Genomic DNA, 18,232 nt, shown 5'->3' with positions numbered 1-18,232 from the left:
AAGATGGAGACGGTCAACGAGCTGTTCATGCGGGTGACGCTGACCTTCGGCTACATGGAGCAGCCCAACATCCCGCGCGCGCTGGCGATCTGCCGCAAGCAGGGCTGGAAGTTCGACATCATGACGACCTCGTTCTTCCTGTCGCGACGTTCGCTCAAGGCCTCGCCCAATTCCGGCATGCCGGTTTGGCAGGATCGGTTGTTCATCGGCCTGGCGCGTACGGCGGCCGACGCGACCGAATATTTCCAGATCCCGACCGGCCGTGTGGTAGAGATCGGTACGCAGGTGGCGATCTGACGGGCCCTTGCCGATGAACGGTTGAGGAGACGGGAATGAGCGGCGAATTGGTGCTTGTTACCGGTGGCTCCGGCTTCCTCGGCGCGCATTGTATTCTCGAACTGCTGAACGCCGGCTACCGCGTGCGCACGACCGTGCGCTCGGCCAAACGCGAAGCCGATGTTCTGGCCATGCTCAAGGCAGGCGGCACCGAGCCTGGGGCGGCGCTCTCGTTTGCCGTCGCCGATCTGATGGCCGATGCCGGCTGGCCGGATGCTGTGGCCGGTTGCGATTATGTGCTTCATGTCGCCTCGCCATTTCCGCCCGGCGTGCCGAAACATGAAGACGACCTCATCGTCCCGGCCCGTGAGGGTGCACTCAGGGTGTTGCGCGCGGCGCGAGATGCGAACGTGAAGCGCGTCGTGCTGACCTCGTCCTTCGCGGCAATCGGTTATGGCAAGCTGCCGCCCGGCGGGCAGCCGTTCACCGAGGAGAGCTGGACCGATCCGGCGGCCAAGGTCAGCGCCTATGTGAAATCGAAGACGCTCGCCGAACGCGCCGCCTGGGATTTCATTGCCGCGGAGGGTGGCAAACTGGAACTCGCGGTCGTCAATCCGGTCGGTATCTTCGGGCCGGTGCTCGGCCCGGACCATTCGACCTCCACAGAATTTGTCCAGCGTATGTTGAACGGTGCCATGCCGGGGCTGCCGCGCCTGTCTTTCGGCGTTGTCGACGTGCGCGACGTGGCGGACCTGCATGTGCGTGCCATGACCAATCCTGCCGCCAGGGGCAAACGATTCCTGGCGGTTGCCGGCGATTTCATGACCGTGCGGGAGATCGCGCAGACTTTGAAAACGCGGCTGGGCGATGCCGGGGCGCGCGTCTCGACGCGGGAACTACCCGATTGGCTGGTGCGCATCGTGGGCCTGTTCAACCCGGAAGTCGCCCAGTTGGTGCCGGAACTGGGCAAGGTCAAGAATGCGACCAAAGCGAGGGCCGTGCGCCTGCTAAGCTGGGCGCCGCGATCACGCGAGGACGCGCTGGTTGCCACCGGCGAAAGCCTCATCCGGCTCGGTCTGCTCAAAAAGGCGAAGTAGCGCCGGAAGCCGGGGTTCGGCTTCCGGGACCACTCACCGACCGTCAGCCCGCCAAGGCAGCCTTGTTGGTCTCGAGGAACTGCTTCAGCGACACCGACTTGCGGCCGGAGAGCTTTTCCACGGCGTCCGTCACCATGCCAAGACCGCCGCCCCGCGTGGTGGCGTCGAAGGACACCAGAAGCTTGGCGAAGGGCTCAGGCAGGCCGGCTGCCTTCATGCCCTCGGTCAGGGCGTCGTCGGAAAGCTGCACGACCTGGATGGGCTTGCCGGTGACTTCGGTGACGAGGGCCGCGACCTCGGCGGTCGTATAGGCCTGGGGTCCTGTCAGCGTGTAGGTCGCGCTCTCGTTGGTGCCGGAGGCGAGCCCCGCGGCGATCGCCGCCGCGAGATCGTCGCGCGCGCCATAGGAAATGCGGCCATCGCCCGCCGACGTGTACCATTGGCCCGACGCCAGGATTTGCGGCGTTGCCATGAACAGGTTCTCGTCATACCAGCCATTGCGGAAGATCGTATAGGGAATGCCGCTCGCCTTGATCGCTTGCTCGGTGTCGTAGTGGTCGGGCGCGAAATGGACCGGTGAACCCGGCTCGGGGTTAGGCATCGAGGTGTAGAGCAGGTGGGCGACGCCGGCCTTGCTGGCCGCGGTCACGGCCGCGAGCTGCTGCTCACGGCGCTTTCCCTGCACCTCAAGTTCGTTGGTCGAGATGATGAGCGCCCGGCCGGCGCCCGCGAAGGCCTTGGCAAGCGATGCCGGATCGTTGAAGTCGGCGGCCCTGACGACAACGCCGCGCGCCGCCAGGTCGGCAAGGTTGGCCGGCGTGCGCGTCGTGGCGATGATCTGCGCCGCCGGGACGTTGAATGTGTCCAGCAGGTGGTTGATGACGCTGCGGCCGAGTTGGCCTGAAGCGCCGGTGACGAGGAGGGTTTTGCTCATTGGAGATCCTGGCATGGGTCGGAGAGGAGGGACTAAAGGTGGTCTCAAAAAGAGACCAGCACTAAAATAGGAATTGACCCGTGGCCGTAAAGAAGGCAGTTTTTCGGGAGGTAGGCACAGCTAGGGAACCAGCCGTGGACAGCACCATCGTCAATCTCAGATCCAAGCTCGAGATCTACAAATCCTTGAGCGATGGCGGCAACATCGCCGATTGCCCGGTTCGCGACGTGATCCAGGGGCTGAACGGCAAATGGAGCTCACTGTTGATGGCGGCACTGGCCGAGCAGCCCTATCGCTTCGGCGAGCTGCGTCGGCTGGTGCCCGACATTTCACAGCGCATGCTCACCCAGACGCTCTACGATCTGCAGCGCGACGGCTATGTGCATCGCGAAGTGTTCCCGACCAAACCGCCGAGCGTTGAATACAGCCTTACCGACCTTGGACGGTCGATGTTCGGCGCCTTGCACCAGCTGATCCTGTGGGCCGAGCTCAACCACGACGCGGTGCGCAACGCGCGGGCCGGTTTTGATGCGGCCCAAGGGTGAGCCGGCCCGCGAAGCGGACAAAGCCAAGGGCCGCGGCTTGATTTAGTCCGCCCGCTGAAGGATTGTCCGGCGAGTTCGGCGTTGGGGGCATTGGCATTTCCTACGATATCGCGATTGCCGGGGCCGGCCCGGCGGGGCTCGCCGTGGCGCTCTATCTCAAGCGCGCCGGGCACAAGGTCACCATCTTCGAGCGCTTCGAGGAGCCGAAGCCGGTCGGTTCCGGGCTGATCCTGCAGCCGACCGGGCTGACGGTGTTGGCTGATCTCCGCCTACTGGACGAGATACTGGCGCTGGGCAGCCGCATCGACCGGCTGCATGGCGCGGATGCCACGACAGGCCGCACTGTTCTCGACGTCCGCTATGATGCCCAGCGCGGCCACCGCTTCGGGCTGGCGGTGCATCGGGCGGCTCTGTTCGGCGTGCTCTTTCGTGCTGTGCAGCGCGAAGCGATCGCCATCGAGACAGGTGTCGAGATCGAGACTCTGGAGACCGGCGAACGGGCAACGCTGGTCTGTGGCAACGGCCGCAGGGAAGGGCCGTTCGACTTCGTCGTCGACGCCAGCGGCTCACGCTCGAAGCTGCGGCAGTGCACGGGCAATGCAGGCGCGCCACGCCCACTCACCTACGGTGCGTTCTGGGCCTCGCTGCGCTGGCGCGACGAAGGTTTCGACGAGCACGCGCTGCTGCAGCGCTATGACAAGGCCAACGTGATGATCGGGGTGCTGCCGATAGGCCGGCCGGGGCCGGGCGCCGAAAGCATGGCGGCCTTCTTCTGGAGCCTGAAGCCGGCGGACGCCGATGAGGTGCGCACCCGGGGCCTCGACGCCTGGAAGGAGAGGGTGGTTCGGCTGTGGCCCGAGAGCGAGGCATACACCAGCCAGATCGAGGATTTCGACCAACTCTCGCTGGCGCGCTACGGCCACCACACGATGAAGTGGCCGGTCGGGAGGCGGCTGGCCGTCATCGGCGACGCGGCGCATTCGACCAGTCCGCAGCTGGGGCAAGGGGCGAACATGGCGCTGCTCGACGCGGCGGCGCTCAGCCATGCGTTGGCGCGGACGCCAAACGTCGAGGCGGCACTTCAAGCCTATGCGATGGCACGGCGGTGGCACGTGCGTGTCTTCCAGGCGCTGTCGCTGGCGTTCACGCCCTTCTACCAGTCGGACTCCATGGCGCTGCCCTTCATCCGCGACAGGCTGGTGGCGACGGTGGCAAGAGTCCCGCCGGCGCCACAGTTCCTTGCCTCGATGGTGGCCGGCACGGTGGTTGATCCGTTCAGGTGTATCGGGCTCAAGGAAGCGCGATGGCCAGATCGTTCCGCTGAATAATCGTCGTGAGTTGCGACTTCTTCGCCCGCAGAAAGGTATGCAGGCGCTGCGGGTAGTCCGGCGCGACGGCCTGCCTGATCGACGGACGCTCCCTCAACGCCTGACGCCAGGCCCGGACGAACGGCTTGCCGTCCAGAATGCCGAAATCGCCGATCCGGTCGAACACGTCGAGATATCTGAAAACAGGGCCGTGGACGGCGTCGACAAGCGAGAAGTGTTCGCCGGCGAACCATGGTCCGTTCCGTTCGGTGTCCGCCAGCTCGGCTTCGAGACGATCGAACATCGCCGACAGCGCGCTGGTTTCGGCGAGGAAGCCGGCCTCCGTCGTGGCCGAATAGAACCGGCCGATGGCGTTGAGGATTGCCGAGCCGAACTCGATCCAGGCACGATGCCGGGCGCGGGCGTAGGGGTCGGCGGGGTGGAGGGGATTGGCTTGTGTCTCTTCGAGGAATTCGAGAATGACTGCGGATTCGAAGACCACCGTTTCCTCGCCATTTCGCTGCACGCGCAGCAGCGGCACCTTGCCGAGCGGCGAGATCGCTCTGAACCAGGCCGGCTTGTTGGCGAGGTCGATATCGACGCGCTCGAACGGCACGCCCTTTTCGGCCAGTGAAATCGCCGCGCGCTGCACATAGGGGCAGAGAGGATGGCTGACGAGAATGAGATTGTCGGTCATTTCACTCTCCCCAGACATAGTTCAACGCGCCGTCCTCAATGCGCGTCGACAGGAACATCAGGCGGGAATCCTTTGGCGCCGGACCATCGACGCGGTCGCCGCTGGCCATGTCGAACGAGGCGCCATGCCATTGGCAGACCAACCTGCCGTCCTTGCAGTCGAGCGGCCCACCGAAGTGCAGACAGACATTGGCGGCGGCGCGGATGCGCTCGCCGCTGCGGTAGACATGGACCTCGCGGCCGAAGAACGGGGCGATCAGGCTGCCCGTCTGAGGAATGTCGGCGACCTTGCAGATTTCGTGTTTCATGACGCGTCCTCAACATTGATGCAATTGCATCTATATAGATGCACCTGCATTGACTGTCAAGCTTGATGCAATTGCATCTATCGCCTATGGTGGGCCATGACTGAGAAAGCCATGCCTTCGCCCGAAGCCATCACGGCCTGGGCCCGCCTGATGCGCGTTTCGCGCCAGCTCATGGAAAGTGCTGAAGACGCGCTGAAGGAAGGCGGCCTGCCACCACTTGCCTGGTACGACGTGCTGCACGAACTCGCCGAGGCGGGTGAGGGCGGCTTGCGGCCGTTTCAACTGATCGAGCGCACTTTGTTTGCGCAATACAACGTCTCGCGGCTGCTGGCCCGGCTCGAGGCAGACGGGGTGGTCGAGAAACTGCCGGTGGCCGATGACGGCCGCGGCCAGACCATCCGTATCACGGCCAGGGGCCGCGAGATGCGTCGCCAGATGTGGGCTGTCTATGGGCGGTCGATCAGCGAACTGGTCGGCGCCAAACTCTCCGCGGATGAGCTGAACATGGTGTCGGCACTCCTGGGTCGATTGCGCCATCCGCCCGTTGTGGACTGACGTTTTAGCGCCGGTCAGGCCGAATGACTGCCCCAGAGAAAGGCCAGTGTCGCCAGCACGCCAAGGGCCACGCGAACCCGGTGCAGATCGCCCCACTTGACGATCAGGGACCGGGCTTGCGGATTGCCGGCGCCTGCGTCCATCGCCTCCAGCACCCTGTTGGTCGGCATCATGGCGATCAGCGTCCACGGCCAGGGCAGGATGATCAGCACCGCGCCGACCAGAAAGGCGAAACCGCCAGTCTGCCACCAGGCAATGAGACCCAGAACGCAAGCAACAATGGCAATCGACGCCTGCATGGCGGCGCCACGCTTGTAGGAAGGTTGCCATTCCTGCAACAGCGCCTTGTCGTCGAGAAGAAGCCGCGCCGGTTGCTCGGCGACACTGACGTAGATCGCGGCGCCAGAGAATACGGCGGCAACCGTCAAGGCCAACAATCCGATCAGCATCTTCGTTCCCCGCGCAGGCGTCCGGCACGACGCCATGTGGATAGAAATAGGACTTGCATGGATCGGGACAATACGCCATAGAAGTGGCGAACCGTAACGTACGGTACGGATTGCCGGAAATAACCGGCCGGCCTTGCCTGCCGAGACCGGCCTTGCCTGCCGAGAGAAGAGCGTGTTGGACATCGTGCCCGAGATCGACACCGGCGAAGCGCTGACGGAGCGGCAAAAAGCCGTGCTCGACGCAGCGTTGCGGCTGCTGGTCGAGGAGGGTGATCAGCTGACCATGACCGCCGTGGCGCGCCGGGCAAGCTGCTCCAAGGAAACGCTCTACAAATGGTTCGGCGACCGTGACGGGCTGCTGACGGCGACGGTGCAGTGGCAGGCGTCCAAGGTGCGGGTGGCGCAAGTCGATGGCAAGGGGCTCGATCTTGTGTCGCTGACCGCAAGCCTCGAACGCTTCGCTTCCGACTGGCTGAAGGTCATTTCGAGCGACACCTCGATCGCGCTCAACCGCGTCGCGGTCAGTCATGCTGGTTCCGGCAAGGATAACCTTGGCGCCGTGGTGCTGGAGAATGGCCGCTTCGCTTTGGCCAAGCGGCTGAAGCCGCTGCTTGAGGCCGGACGACAGGCTGGACTGCTCGACTTTGCGGATGCCGAGACGGCGTTCCGAACCTTTTTCGGGCTGGTCGCCCGCGACGTGCAGATCCGTCTGCTGCTCGGCGACCGGCTGGAATTGACTGAGGCGGCGATCGGCGGCGATGCCGCGCGGGCGACGCAGCAGTTTCTCGCTCTTTTCAAGAGCAACAACCGGCCGCAAGGCCTCTGATTCATAACCGGGAAGGAAGACAAAATGCGTGTCTATTACGATCGCGATGCCGATCTCAATCTGATCAAGGGCAAGAAGGTTGCTATCATCGGCTATGGCAGCCAGGGCAGGGCGCACGCGCTCAACCTCAAGGATTCGGGCGCCAAGGACATCGCCATCGGCCTCAAGGCCGGCTCGGCGACCGCCAAGAAGGTCGAGGCCGACGGTCTCAAGGTGATGAGCGTGGCGGACGCCGCCAAATGGGCCGACCTGATGATGATGGCGACGCCTGACGAGCTGCAGGCCGACATCTATCGCAACGAGATCGCGCCGAACATTCGTGACGGCGCTGCGATCGCCTTCGCGCACGGCCTCAATGTGCATTTCGGCCTGATCGAGCCGAAGGCCTCGGTCGACGTCGTCATGATCGCGCCGAAGGGCCCTGGCCACACGGTGCGCGGCGAATACCAGAAGGGCGGCGGCGTGCCGTGCCTGGTCGCCGTCAACCAGGACGCCTCGGGCAATGCGCTTGACCTGGCGCTGTCCTATGCCTGCGGCGTCGGCGGCGGCCGTTCGGGCATCATCGAGACCAATTTCCGCGAGGAGTGCGAGACCGACTTGTTCGGCGAGCAGGTCGTGCTGTGCGGCGGCCTGGTCGAGCTGATCCGCGCCGGCTTCGAGACGCTGGTGGAAGCCGGCTACGCGCCGGAAATGGCCTATTTCGAGTGCTTGCACGAGGTCAAGCTGATCGTCGACCTGATCTATGAGGGCGGTATCGCCAACATGAACTATTCGATCTCGAACACCGCCGAATGGGGCGAATATGTCTCGGGCCCGCGCATCATCACCGCCGAGACCAAGGCCGAGATGAAGCGCGTCCTGAAGGACATCCAGACCGGCAAGTTCACCTCGGAATGGATGCAGGAATATCGCGCCGGCATGTCGCGCTTCAAGGGCATCCGCCGCAACAATGACAGCCACCAGATCGAGGAAGTCGGCGCCAAGCTGCGCGCGATGATGCCGTGGATTTCCAAGAACAAGCTGGTCGACAAGGCCAAGAACTAAGTTAAATCCACGTTCTTGCCTTTGCGTGTCCTCGGGCTTCGCCCTGCGGGCACGCGGGGATTTCCAAGAACAAGCTGGTCGACAAGGCCAAGAACTGAACCTTGCGCTCGAAGTCCTTGGGTTCGAAGAGCTGAAAATGAAAAACGGCGCCACATGGCGCCGTTTGTCATGTCAGGGCTCCGCTACAGACTAGCTCGTCAATAGGGCGAGTAGCACTGCTGACGCGGACCGCCATAGGGCTGGAACGTGTTGTCCCAGGCGCGATACGACCGGTAGCGGTTATAGCACCATTGGACATGGGCGCTCGAAACCCGCGTGCGGTAGTAGCGGCGCGGTGGCGCGTCGTAGTAATTGTAGTTGTTGTACATGCTGCCAATGCCGAGCCCAAGGCCAAGGCCTAGAAGGGCAGCCGCGCCGTCATCGTAGTAGCCGCCGCCGTGATAATGATGGCGACCATGGCGCCAACGCCAATTGTCTCCATTGTTCCAGTTTCCGCCGCCGCCATTCCAGTGTCCGTGGCCACCGTTCCAGTGTCCGTTTCCGCCATTCCAATTGCCCGACCGGCGCCATCTCCAATTGCCGCCATTGTTGCCGCCCGCCCAGCCTTCGCGAACCACCATCGGCGCCGCAGTGCTGGCGGGGATCGACACGTCAGGCTGCATCATCGGCCCTGCGGCGGACGGCGCCGTGACGCCGGACAGGATACCGAGGGCTATCAGCCCGGATTTGACCGTGGAAGAAAAGAGCGAGTTCATTGCACTCTCCAAGAGATACAGGCCCCACGCCTATTTTAGGGGGCCTATTGTGGATGTTTGCATCTGAACGGCGGATGAACGGAAAGGTTCCGTCAACCATGGCGCGAGACGCATCAGGACCGATCGATCTCCGCTGGTGGTCCTGCGACCTTGTTTTCCGCCGCGCTTGCAGGCAAAGGTCATGACATGTCGCTGCGCCTCGCCACCTTCAATGTCGAGAACCTGATGAACAGGTTCGATTTTTCCGGCTATCGCAACCAGCTCAACGAGGATCGCACGCTGGCGCTGTTCGATATCCAGAGCGAGGCGGAATACAAGATGCTGGAGCAGGCGCGCGCCATCGCCCAGTCCGACGATACGCGCCAGCTGACGGCGCTGGCGATCGCGGCCACCCGCGCCGACATCATCTGCATGCAGGAGGTCGACAATATCGAGGCACTGAAGGCCTTCGAATATGGCTATCTGTTCAAGATGGTGGGGCAGGGCTACCGGCAGAAATACACCACTTCGGGTAATGATTCGCGCGGCATCGACGTTGCCGTGATGATGCGCAACGAGACCGCGCAGGGCCAGTTGATCGAATTCGTGCGCATGACCAGCCACGCCTACGTCACCTACGAACAGTTCGGGCTGCACACGCCGGAGCTCGAGGCACTCGGCAACCAGGCCAATGAGCGCATCTTCCGGCGCGACTGCCTGGAAGTCGACGTGACCGTGGGCGGCGTGCCGCTGACGCTTTATCTGGTGCACTTCAAGTCGATGGGCTCACCCCGCAACGGGCTCGACGGACGCGAAGCGACAATGCCGGTGCGCATCGCCGAGGCTCAAGCCGTGCGCCGGATCATCGAGGAGCGCTTCGGCAAGGACCACGCCGCCGACAAGCGCTGGGCGATCTGCGGCGACATGAATGATTACCGGCAACGCGTGAAGATCGCCGGCGACGCGATCGACGGCCACCGCTTCGAGGTGGTCAACGAGAACCAGTCCTGCATCAACGTGCTGACAGCAGGCGGCTTCTGCGAAAACGTCGTCGAGCGGCGGCCGGAGATGAACCGCTGGAGTTTCTACCACACGCGCGGACCGGAAGAACGGCATCTGTGCCAGCTCGACTACATCCTGTTGTCGAAAGGGCTCGCCGCCAGCAACGCGACGGCCGTTCCAGACATCATCCGGAACGGCCAGCCCTGGCGCACGATTTTCCCGCCCGGCCAGGAGGTCGACCGGTTTCCGCGCGCCGGCTGGGACAGGCCGAAGGCATCCGATCATTGTCCCGTGGCGATCACCTTGGACATGACCTGATACGCCGATGAGTTTCGACCTGCCGCGCAATGTCATCCTGCCGGTCGATGCCGTCGACGTCCGGCTCGATCCCAGCCCGCACCCGTTCGCACTGGACAATGCGGAGGCTATCGTCGAGAACTGGCAGCGCGAGCTGGCAGCCAAGCCGGCGCTGTTCGACGGCACGGTGGTGCTGCTGTCGCAACTCACCTATCGCGACAACCGTCTTGTCGGCCGCTGCCATGCGGTCAACTACTCCACCTTCATGCTTTGGCGTAAGCGGCGTGAGAATTCGGGCGCCGAACATGCCTATGCCCATGCCGTGCTGGTGGCCGGCGACAATGCGCTGGTGGCGATCCGCATGGGCTCGCACACGGTCAATGCCGGGCGCGTCTATTTCGCCGCCGGCTCGTTCGAGCCCATCGACTTTCGCGACGGCCAGGTCGACGTCGATTTCAACATGATCCGCGAGGTGCGCGAGGAGACCGGTCTCGATCTGTCGGACGCGTCACGCGGCAAGCGCTACCACGTCCTGTCGACGGCCAGCGGTACGGTGATCTTCCGCCGCTATCGCGAGACTGCTCCGGCCGACGAAATTGCCCGGCGAATCTCAGCCTTCGTCGCCACCGAGACCGAGCCGGAAATCGATGGGCCGGTCATCATCCGCCACGCCGCCGACCTGCCGGACGGATTGGCGGCGCATATGAAGCCGCTGGTCGAGTGGCATTTTGCGGGCGTGGACTAGCGAAGCGTCTTGTCCTGCGCCGCCTTGCGATCGTTGCGGGCGGCGACGAAGAACAAGATAAAGCCAAGACCCAGCAAGCCGCCCATCGCCATTCCCATGGTCTGTCCGACCACTGTCTGGAAATCGGCGGTAACCCGATCGGGATCGGCCATGCCGAAGCGGGCGAGATACCACCAGATGCCTGCAAGGACTGCTTCGATGACGACCATCGCCAGGATCAGTCGTGCCTTCTTGCTCATGTGCTGTTCGCCCCCGACCAGAGATATCTTGCCTTAGGGCCTGGAGATCGCCGAGTCGATCGAATCTGCATCGAAATGAGGTCGATTTGGAAGCGATGGCGGCGAGCACGCAGCGTGCCGGGTCCCCTGTTGCATGTCGCCAATGCGTCTGCTAAATACTGAACCACATGGTTCACTATTTTCGCCCCCATCTTGATGCCTCGTTCGCCGCGCTCTCGGACACCACCCGACGCGGCGTTCTGGAGCAGCTCGGACGTTCCGATGCTTCGATCACGGAGCTTGCCGAGAAGTTTCACATGACCCTCACGGGCATGAAGAAGCATGTCGGCGTCTTGGAGCAGGCGGGGCTCGTCATCACCGAGAAGGTCGGGCGCGTGCGGACCTGCAAGCTCGGCCTGCGCCGACTGGAGGAAGAGGCGGCATGGATCGAGAGGTACCGCCAGCTCTGGGACGCACGCTTCGACGAATTGGACAAGGTTGTCGAGGAATTGAAACGGAAGGAGAAAGTCGATGGACAAAAAAAGCGAGAGTGAGCCCATGAACAACCGCACGACGGTCGAACGGAAGTCCGACCGAGAGCTGGTCGTTACGCGAACCGTCAACGGCCCGGCGCGCATCGTGTTCGAGGCGTGGACCAAGCCCGAACTGTTCAAGCAGTGGTGGGCGCCGAAGTCGATGGGCATGTTCCTGCGTTCCTGTGAGATGGATGTTCGTACCGGTGGCACCTACCGTCTGGTGTTCGGCCACGATGCCTCAAACTCTGACGAGTTCTTCGGCAGGTATATCGAAGTGACACCGCACTCGCGCCTCGTCTGGACCAATGACGAAGGTGGTGACGTTGGACCCGTCACCACGGTGACCTTCGAGGAAAAGGGTGGCAAGACGCTGCTGGTCCTGCACGAACTCTATCCCTCGAAGGAAGCTCTCGACGCTGCCGGGACCGGGGCGGCGGATGCGATGGGCGAGCAGTTCGAGCAACTGGACGAGCTCCTCGTCACCCTGGGCGCGAACTTGGGAGGGTCATGAGGCCCTTGATCTCGCGGTCGGTCGCATGGGAATTCACGACACGGAACAGCCCCCCGGCGAGATCGCCGTGGGGAGCTGGCCTGGGCCTACTCGTGCCGCAGCGCGTCGATCGGATCGAGCCTGGCGCCGCGCAGCGCCGGAAAGAAGCCGAACACCATGCCGATCAGCGCCGAAAAACCGACGGCGAGCAGGATGACCGCCGGGCTTGGCGCGAAGGGAATGGTCAGCGCCACCGAGGCGAGGCCGGCCAGCGCCAGGCCGATCAGGATGCCGATGATGCCGCCGAGCAGCGACAGCACCGTCGCCTCGACCAGGAACTGGATGAGGATGTGCTTTTCATGGGCGCCGATGGCGAGCCGGATGCCGATCTCGCGCGTCCGCTCGGTGACCGAGACCAGCATGATGTTCATGATGCCGATGCCGCCGACCAGCAGGCTGACGCCGGCAACCGCGCCCAGCATGCCGGTCATGGTGGTGGTGGCGCTGGCCATGGCGTCGGCGATCTGGGTCATGTCGCGGATGGCGAAATCGCTCTCGCGGTCGGGGGTGACACGCCTGATATCGCGCAAAATGTCCTCGACGCGCGGCTGCAACTCGCTGGTCGGCGTCGTGTCGTCGGCGGCGATGTAGATGTTGTCGATGTCGCGGTTGCCGGCGATGCGGCGCTGATAGGCATGCAGCGGCATCAGCACCACATTGTCCTGGTCCTGGCCGAAGCCGGTATAGCCCTTGGGCTCGAGCAGCCCGATGATCTTGCAGGAGGTGCGGTTGACGCGGATGAACTCACCTTCCGGGTCACCGGCGCCGAAGAATTGCTGGCGCACCGTCTCGCCGATCAGGCAGACGCCGGTGCCGGAGCGGGTTTCGGAATCGCTGAACGGACGGCCGGAAACCAGCTTCCAGTCGCGCGCATCGAGATATGCGCTGTCGGTGCCGGTGACGCCCGAGGTCAGGCTTTCGGTGCCGAAGATGACGCGGACCTGCTTTTGCGAGGCCGGCGAAATGGCGCGCGCGCCGGTTAGATGCGCGACCAGTGCCGCGAGGTCCTTTTCGGCCAGCGGACGGACCACCTGGTCGAGCCCGCCCGGACCGCCTGGCCCGGCCGGGCGGCCGGAGCGGACGACCAGCAGGTTGCTGCCGAGCTTGGAGATGTCGGCCTTGACCTTTTGCGTGGTGCCGGAGCCGATGGTGAGCATGGCAATGACGGCGGCAACGCCAATGACGATGCCGAGCAATGTCAGGAACGAACGCAGCACGTTGCGGCGGATCGAGCGCAAGGAGAGGCGGACAGTTTCCCAGATCATGGTTACGCCGTCTCCAGCTTCATGGAATCGGAAGCGACGTGGCCGTCGAGGAAGTGAATGGTGCGCTCGGCATAGCCGGCGACGTCGGCCTCATGCGTGACCATGGCGATGGTCAGGCCAAGTTCGGTGTTGAGCTGCGTCAGCAACTCCATGATCTCGTGCGTGCGCGCGGTGTCGAGATTGCCGGTCGGCTCGTCGGCGACGAGCAGCGTCGGCCTTGTGACGATGGCGCGCGCGATCGCCACGCGCTGCTGCTGGCCGCCGGACAGTTCGGCAGGCGTGTGGTGCTCGCGGCCGACAAGGCCGACCTGGGACAGCGCCTGCATGGCAAGATCGCGGCGCTCGTGAGCGGCAACGCCGCGATAGATCAGCGGTAGTTCGACATTTTCAGCTGCCGTGGTGCGGGCCAAGAGATTGTAGCCCTGGAAGACGAAGCCGACATAGAGGTTGCGCAGCATGGCGCGGCGGTTGCGGTCGAGCCGGCCGGCGTCGATGCCCATGAAGGAATAGGTGCCGGCCGTCGGCGTGTCTAGGCAGCCGATGATGTTCATCGCCGTCGACTTGCCGGAGCCGGATGGGCCCATGATGGCGACGAATTCGCCGCGCCGGATGGCAAGATCGACGCCGGCCAGCGCATGGACCTTGGCTTCGCCCTGGCCGTAGGTCTTCCAGACCTTGTCGAAGGTGATGAGGGCAGCACCGGCAGCCACGGCCTCAGCTCCGCTGCTGCGATGCGGTGATGACCTCAGCGCCTTCCTTCAGGCCCGAGGTGATCTCGGTCAGCTCGCCATCGGTTGAGCCGATCTTGACGTTGACCGGATGCGGCCGCCCATTCTCCAGCACATAGAGCGTGCGCGAGCCGTCGGTGGGCGTCGTCGCGGCCTGGCGCTGGCGGTTGCCGCCGGGGCGACCCATGCGGCCGGTGAACAGGTCCGTGAGGCTCCAGCCACGGGCCGCCTGCTGGGCTGGGCGATAACGGAAGGCGGTGGCGGGTACGGTGAGCACGTCCTTGGCCTGCCGTGTGACGACCGAAACGGTTGCGGTCATGCCGGGCCGCAGCAACAGCTCGTTGTTGTCGACCTCAAGCCGCGCATTGTAGGTGACGACGCCGTCGGTGGTGACCGAGGCATAGGAAATGTCGCGTATCTCGGCGTCGAACGGCCGGTCCGGGAAGGCATCGACGGTGAAACGGGCATGCTGGCCGGTCTTGACCGCGCCGATGTCGGCCTCGTCGACCGCCGCCACCAGCTCCATGTTTCTGAGATCGGCGGCGATGATGAACAGCACCGGCGCCTGCAGCGAGGAGGCGACCGTCTGGCCGGGGTCGACCGAGCGCGTCAGCACGATGCCGTCGATCGGCGCATAGATAGTGCTGTTGGCGAGGTCAGTCTGCTGTGATTTCAGATCGGCATTGGCGATGGCGAGATTGGCCTCAGCGCTGTCGAGCGCCGCCTTGGAGCGGTCGCGCGTCGCGGTCGCCGCCTCGAGCGACTGGTCGGTCGCCATGCCACGATTGGTCAGCGAGGCCGCGCGGACAAGCGCCTTCTCATTCTCGGCGAGCGTCACCGTGGCGTCCTCGACATTGGCGGCCGCACCCTTGGCGGACGCCTGCGCCCGCTCGATCTGGACCTGCAGCTTGGCGGTGTCGAGGGCGGCCAGCACATCGCCCTTCTTGACCTGCTGGTTTTCCTCGACGGACACCGAACGGATGATGCCGGACAACTGGCTGGAAATGTCTACCTGGGTGAGCGGCTGCAGCGTGCCGGTCGCCGACACCGCGACGGTGAGATCGGCCTTGGCGGCCGGCACGGTGGTGTAGTCGATCTTGGCCGGCGAGCCGGCATACCACTGATAAAGGCCAAGCCCCGCAGCAAGCACGATCAGTGTCAGCAGCGCATAGAGCCAGCCACGCCGACGCGTCTTGCGCAGACCTTGCCTGTCGAGCCCGAGCGCCGTCTCGATGGCGGAATCCGATTCCGTCTTTGGCAGATTGACAATCTGGTCCACGTTGGACCCCTATGATGCGCAATGTCCCTATCTGTGCACAGATCAGGGTTACTGGTTCAAATATCAAATTAAATTTCGCCCATGTTGGGATTGAGGCAGGCATGCAAACCCGGAATTACTTACTTTACGACGTGTTTACGACCGAGCGACTGGCCGGCAACCCGCTGGCCGTGGTGTTGGATTGCAAAGGTCTGGACACGGCCGCGATGCAGGCCATCGCGCGCGAGTTCAACCTGTCCGAAACGGTCTTCGTGCTGCCGCCGGACAATCCCAAGCACAAAAACCGCATCCGGATCTTCACCCCCGACTATGAAATGCCGTTCGCCGGCCATCCGACAGTGGGTTCGGCGATCGCGCTGGCCGAACTGGCGGGAGATGGCGGCGCTGGCATCTTCGTGCTGGAAGAGAACATCGGTCCCGTGCGTTGCGCCGTCAGCAAGCATGATGGCGACACCTTCGCCGAATTCGACCTGGCGAAGCTGCCGGAGCCGCTGGGGCTCGAAGCCGATCCGGAGGCGATCGGTGCGGCCCTTGGGCTGGCGCCGCATGAGATCGGCTTCGAGAATCACCGCGTCTCGTTCTGGTCGGCGGGTGTGCCCTATGTCACCATCCCGGTCGCCAATCTCGAGGCATCGAGCCGAATCCGGCTGGACAACCAGGCGTGGTCGGAACTGGCACCGCGTAAGAGCGAGTGGGCCTTCGCCAGTCCCTATGCCTATTGCCGCGAGACGGTGAACCACGAAAGCGCGTTCCATGTCCGCATGATCGTGCCGGGCACGCCGTCCTATGAGGATCCGGCGACCGGCTCGGCGGCGGCCGCCTTCGCCGGCGCGATCATGCATTTCGACGCGCCGACCGACGGTGTTTCGCAACTGTGGATCGAGCAGGGGCTGGAGATGCACCGGCCGTCGCGCATCCGCCTCGAACTGACCGTGCAAGGCGGAAAACTGGCCTCGGCACGCATCGGCGGCAACGCGGTCAAGGTGGCGGAAGGCAGACTGTTCGTCTAACCGCAGACGGGCACTTCGAGCCTGTTCCATCCCGATAAAATCGGGATGGGGCTCGGTCTTTTTGTATGAGCATGATCTCTTCCGAAAACCGGATTCCACTTTTCGGGATCAAGCTCCAGGCGATTTGTCGGGAAATGATTCCGGCAGGGCTGGACAGGACCGATGGTGGCGGCTATATGCCCGCCAACGCCGGTTTTCGCCGGCCGAGTGGGTGCGTAGCTCAGTTGGTAGAGCAGCTGACTCTTAATCAGCGGGTCCACAGTTCAATCCTGTGCGCACCCACCAAATTCTTCAAAGACTTGGTGGAAAAGACCTGAAAGCGAGACGCGTTGACGCGTCTCGGGCATGCGCCGGTTATGGTGCGGTCTTCCCAAGACTGGTTGTGAACCTGGCCTTCATGGCGATTTGACCGGCGGCACCCTCAACGGGGCATCAAAGGCTGCCATTGCCGCGCCGAAAAATGCGGTTCAGAAACCTGCCGAGCCGAAATGCGATGCCGTTGTCCGCACTTTGATGGCCATTGGCATCAATGCTGGCCTTGCCGCCTGAAAAATCACTGATGAGCCACCAGAAGAAAACCAGAAAAATCGCCAGAATCGCGGTGTCGATCGGGCCGTAACTTGAATATCCATTACGCCGAAGCACAACTGCAAGCAGCACGGCGATAGTCACAGCAGCGGCAGCAGGATGAAGCTTTTTCATCCACCAGACCTATTCGAGAATCGCTACAATTGAAAGATACCGCCCTTGMTGTGATGCCTGTGGCTTGTCCGATCTATACGGGAAGTCGGCGTTTACTTCTCCGATACTCCAGCCTCGGCAAAACTTGCCATGCGGGTGTGGCACTCCAGTGCCGAGCGGACGATGTTGACGGCGAGGCAGGCGCCAGACCCTTCGCCGAGCCGCATGCCGAGATCGAGCAGCGGCGGCAGGCCGAGCGCTTCGAGCAGGCCGCGATGACCCGATTCGGCCGAGACGTGTGCAGCGATCGTATGGGCGAGACCGGTCGGGTGCAATCTTGCCAGCGGGGCGGCGGCGGCGGTGCAGACGAAGCCGTCGAGCAGCACGGGTATGCCCAAATGGCGGGCGGCGAGCGTGGCGCCGAAGATGGCGGCGAGTTCGCGCCCGCCGAGTGCAGCGGCAACCCCCAGCGGATCGGAAAGGGCGGCGGCATGGCGCTTCAGGCCGGCCTCGATGGCGACCACCTTGCGCTTGAGGCCAGCGTCGTCGACGCCGGTGCCGCGGCCTGTCCATTTTTCCGCACCGCGGCCGAACAGCGCTGCCGAAATAGCGGCGGCCGGCGTGGTGTTGCCGATGCCCATTTCGCCGAAGCAGACAAGGTCGAGGTCTTTCGTGACGGCGTCGTAGCCTGCCGACACGGCGGCGAGAAACGCCTTCTCATCCATCGCCGGCCCTTGCGTGAAGTCGCCGGTGGGATGGTCGAGATCGAGCGGAATGACGTCGAGTTCGGCGCCGGCGATGCGGGCCAGCTGGTTGATGGCGGCACCGCCACCGGCGAAATTCGCCACCATCTGCACCGTGACTTCCGAAGGATAGGCCGACACCCCTTGCGCGGTGACACCGTGGTTGCCGGCGAAGACAAAGACCTTCACCCGGTCGAGTTTTGGCATATCGCGGCCTTGCCAGCGTGCCAGCCACGAGGCGATGGTCTCGAGCCGGCCGAGGCTGCCTTGCGGCTTGGTCAGCGTGTCCTGGCGGCGGGCGACCGCATTTGCGGCGGCATCGCTTCCGGCGGGTAGATCGACGCAGGCGGCGCGCAGTTCATCGAGTGATTTGAAGGACATGGGGGCAAAGTCTCCGAGAGCGAATC

General features: G+C 63.8%; 23 protein-coding genes and 1 tRNA gene. 13 read left to right on the top strand and 11 right to left on the bottom strand.

Annotation, left to right across the window (positions count from 1 at the left end; all coding sequences use genetic code 11):
- Both AC1D2G_RS30760 and AC1D2G_RS30755 read left to right on the top strand, forming a co-directional pair.
- Positions 1–297: KUP/HAK/KT family potassium transporter (locus AC1D2G_RS30760; RefSeq protein ID WP_457150252.1), on the top strand; the 297-nt coding region annotated here is incomplete at its 5' end.
- A gap of 35 nt (positions 298–332) precedes the next feature.
- Positions 333–1,373, top strand: coding sequence for an SDR family oxidoreductase (locus tag AC1D2G_RS30755; protein WP_477418786.1), 1,041 nt, complete (start codon positions 333–335; stop codon positions 1,371–1,373).
- Between the two features lie 43 nt (positions 1,374–1,416).
- Here AC1D2G_RS30755 and AC1D2G_RS30750 read toward each other — a convergent pair whose 3' ends face one another.
- Positions 1,417–2,307, bottom strand: a complete 891-nt coding sequence (locus tag AC1D2G_RS30750) for an SDR family oxidoreductase (protein WP_477418785.1) — start codon at positions 2,305–2,307, stop codon at positions 1,417–1,419.
- 134 nt (positions 2,308–2,441) lie between these two features.
- Between AC1D2G_RS30750 and AC1D2G_RS30745 the strand changes: the two genes are divergently transcribed.
- Entirely contained in the window at positions 2,442–2,852 is a 411-nt protein-coding gene (locus AC1D2G_RS30745; RefSeq protein WP_457150249.1) for a winged helix-turn-helix transcriptional regulator, read from the top strand.
- A 62-nt stretch (positions 2,853–2,914) separates the two neighbouring features.
- Complete coding sequence (locus tag AC1D2G_RS30740) at positions 2,915–4,180, top strand: FAD-dependent oxidoreductase (protein WP_477418783.1); 1,266 nt, start codon at positions 2,915–2,917, stop codon at positions 4,178–4,180.
- On the opposite strand, the gene AC1D2G_RS30735 is transcribed toward AC1D2G_RS30740, so the two are convergent.
- Positions 4,143–4,856 carry a glutathione S-transferase family protein gene (locus AC1D2G_RS30735; RefSeq protein ID WP_477418781.1) on the bottom strand — a complete coding sequence of 238 codons (714 nt, stop codon included), beginning with the start codon at positions 4,854–4,856 and terminating at the stop codon, positions 4,143–4,145. The genes AC1D2G_RS30740 and AC1D2G_RS30735 overlap by 38 nt on opposite strands.
- A gap of 1 nt (position 4,857) precedes the next feature.
- Positions 4,858–5,163: a Rieske (2Fe-2S) protein gene (locus AC1D2G_RS30730; protein ID WP_477418779.1), complete on the bottom strand. Its 306-nt coding sequence runs from the start codon at positions 5,161–5,163 to the stop codon at positions 4,858–4,860.
- Positions 5,164–5,259: 96 nt separating this feature from the next.
- Here AC1D2G_RS30730 and AC1D2G_RS30725 point away from each other — a divergent pair, with 96 nt between their 5' ends.
- A complete protein-coding gene (locus tag AC1D2G_RS30725; protein ID WP_477418777.1) occupies positions 5,260–5,718 on the top strand; it encodes a MarR family winged helix-turn-helix transcriptional regulator in 459 nt (152 codons plus the stop codon).
- A 14-nt stretch (positions 5,719–5,732) separates the two neighbouring features.
- Here AC1D2G_RS30725 and AC1D2G_RS30720 read toward each other — a convergent pair whose 3' ends face one another.
- A complete protein-coding gene (locus AC1D2G_RS30720) occupies positions 5,733–6,167 on the bottom strand; it encodes an anthrone oxygenase family protein (protein ID WP_477418775.1) in 435 nt (144 codons plus the stop codon).
- A 172-nt stretch (positions 6,168–6,339) separates the two neighbouring features.
- Between AC1D2G_RS30720 and AC1D2G_RS30715 the strand changes: the two genes are divergently transcribed.
- Complete coding sequence (locus AC1D2G_RS30715) at positions 6,340–6,993, top strand: TetR/AcrR family transcriptional regulator (protein ID WP_477418773.1); 654 nt, start codon at positions 6,340–6,342, stop codon at positions 6,991–6,993.
- A gap of 24 nt (positions 6,994–7,017) precedes the next feature.
- Complete coding sequence (ilvC, locus tag AC1D2G_RS30710) at positions 7,018–8,037, top strand: ketol-acid reductoisomerase (RefSeq protein WP_095087167.1); 1,020 nt, start codon at positions 7,018–7,020, stop codon at positions 8,035–8,037.
- 197 nt (positions 8,038–8,234) lie between these two features.
- On the opposite strand, the gene AC1D2G_RS30705 is transcribed toward ilvC, so the two are convergent.
- Positions 8,235–8,792, bottom strand: coding sequence for a BA14K family protein (locus tag AC1D2G_RS30705; protein WP_457150243.1), 558 nt, complete (start codon positions 8,790–8,792; stop codon positions 8,235–8,237).
- Between the two features lie 186 nt (positions 8,793–8,978).
- Between AC1D2G_RS30705 and AC1D2G_RS30700 the strand changes: the two genes are divergently transcribed.
- Complete coding sequence (locus AC1D2G_RS30700; RefSeq protein ID WP_457150242.1) at positions 8,979–10,091, top strand: endonuclease/exonuclease/phosphatase family protein; 1,113 nt, start codon at positions 8,979–8,981, stop codon at positions 10,089–10,091.
- Positions 10,092–10,098: 7 nt separating this feature from the next.
- On the top strand, positions 10,099–10,815 hold the full coding sequence (locus AC1D2G_RS30695) for a hypothetical protein (RefSeq protein WP_457150241.1): 717 nt from the start codon (positions 10,099–10,101) through the stop codon (positions 10,813–10,815).
- Here AC1D2G_RS30695 and AC1D2G_RS30690 read toward each other — a convergent pair.
- Entirely contained in the window at positions 10,812–11,054 is a 243-nt protein-coding gene (locus AC1D2G_RS30690; protein ID WP_457150240.1) for a hypothetical protein, read from the bottom strand. The genes AC1D2G_RS30695 and AC1D2G_RS30690 overlap by 4 nt on opposite strands.
- Before the next feature lie 167 nt (positions 11,055–11,221).
- Between AC1D2G_RS30690 and AC1D2G_RS30685 the strand changes: the two genes are divergently transcribed.
- Both AC1D2G_RS30685 and AC1D2G_RS30680 read left to right on the top strand, forming a co-directional pair.
- Positions 11,222–11,587: an ArsR/SmtB family transcription factor gene (locus AC1D2G_RS30685; RefSeq protein WP_457150239.1), complete on the top strand. Its 366-nt coding sequence runs from the start codon at positions 11,222–11,224 to the stop codon at positions 11,585–11,587.
- Positions 11,565–12,080: an SRPBCC family protein gene (locus AC1D2G_RS30680; RefSeq protein WP_457150238.1), complete on the top strand. Its 516-nt coding sequence runs from the start codon at positions 11,565–11,567 to the stop codon at positions 12,078–12,080. The genes AC1D2G_RS30685 and AC1D2G_RS30680 overlap by 23 nt, the downstream gene beginning before the upstream one ends.
- An 86-nt stretch (positions 12,081–12,166) precedes the next feature.
- Here AC1D2G_RS30680 and AC1D2G_RS30675 read toward each other — a convergent pair whose 3' ends face one another.
- The 3 genes from AC1D2G_RS30675 to AC1D2G_RS30665 are packed head-to-tail and all read right to left on the bottom strand — an operon-like array spanning position 12,167 to position 15,391.
- Positions 12,167–13,384: an ABC transporter permease gene (locus tag AC1D2G_RS30675; protein ID WP_457150237.1), complete on the bottom strand. Its 1,218-nt coding sequence runs from the start codon at positions 13,382–13,384 to the stop codon at positions 12,167–12,169.
- A gap of 2 nt (positions 13,385–13,386) precedes the next feature.
- Entirely contained in the window at positions 13,387–14,094 is a 708-nt protein-coding gene (locus AC1D2G_RS30670; RefSeq protein WP_477418770.1) for an ABC transporter ATP-binding protein, read from the bottom strand.
- Positions 14,095–14,098: 4 nt separating this feature from the next.
- Positions 14,099–15,391, bottom strand: a complete 1,293-nt coding sequence (locus AC1D2G_RS30665; protein WP_457150235.1) for an efflux RND transporter periplasmic adaptor subunit — start codon at positions 15,389–15,391, stop codon at positions 14,099–14,101.
- A 101-nt stretch (positions 15,392–15,492) separates the two neighbouring features.
- Here AC1D2G_RS30665 and AC1D2G_RS30660 point away from each other — a divergent pair, with 101 nt between their 5' ends.
- Together AC1D2G_RS30660 and AC1D2G_RS30655 are read left to right on the top strand one after the other, a co-directional pair.
- The gene (locus AC1D2G_RS30660) at positions 15,493–16,401 is read left to right on the top strand and encodes a PhzF family phenazine biosynthesis protein (protein WP_477418768.1); all 909 of its coding nucleotides are present in this window, start codon (positions 15,493–15,495) and stop codon (positions 16,399–16,401) included.
- Between the two features lie 209 nt (positions 16,402–16,610).
- Positions 16,611–16,686, top strand: a tRNA-Lys gene (locus AC1D2G_RS30655).
- Positions 16,687–16,833: 147 nt separating this feature from the next.
- On the opposite strand, the gene AC1D2G_RS30650 is transcribed toward AC1D2G_RS30655, so the two are convergent.
- Complete coding sequence (locus AC1D2G_RS30650) at positions 16,834–17,103, bottom strand: hypothetical protein (RefSeq protein WP_477418766.1); 270 nt, start codon at positions 17,101–17,103, stop codon at positions 16,834–16,836.
- 92 nt (positions 17,104–17,195) lie between these two features.
- A complete protein-coding gene (gene cobT, locus AC1D2G_RS30645) occupies positions 17,196–18,206 on the bottom strand; it encodes a nicotinate-nucleotide--dimethylbenzimidazole phosphoribosyltransferase (RefSeq protein ID WP_477418764.1) in 1,011 nt (336 codons plus the stop codon).
- Between the last annotated feature and the right edge of the window lie 26 nt (positions 18,207–18,232).

The organism is Mesorhizobium sp. P2_C7, assembly GCF_056404515.1.
The sequence above is the reverse complement of the archived record's forward strand: the minus strand, read 5'-3'. Positions and strand labels throughout refer to the sequence as shown.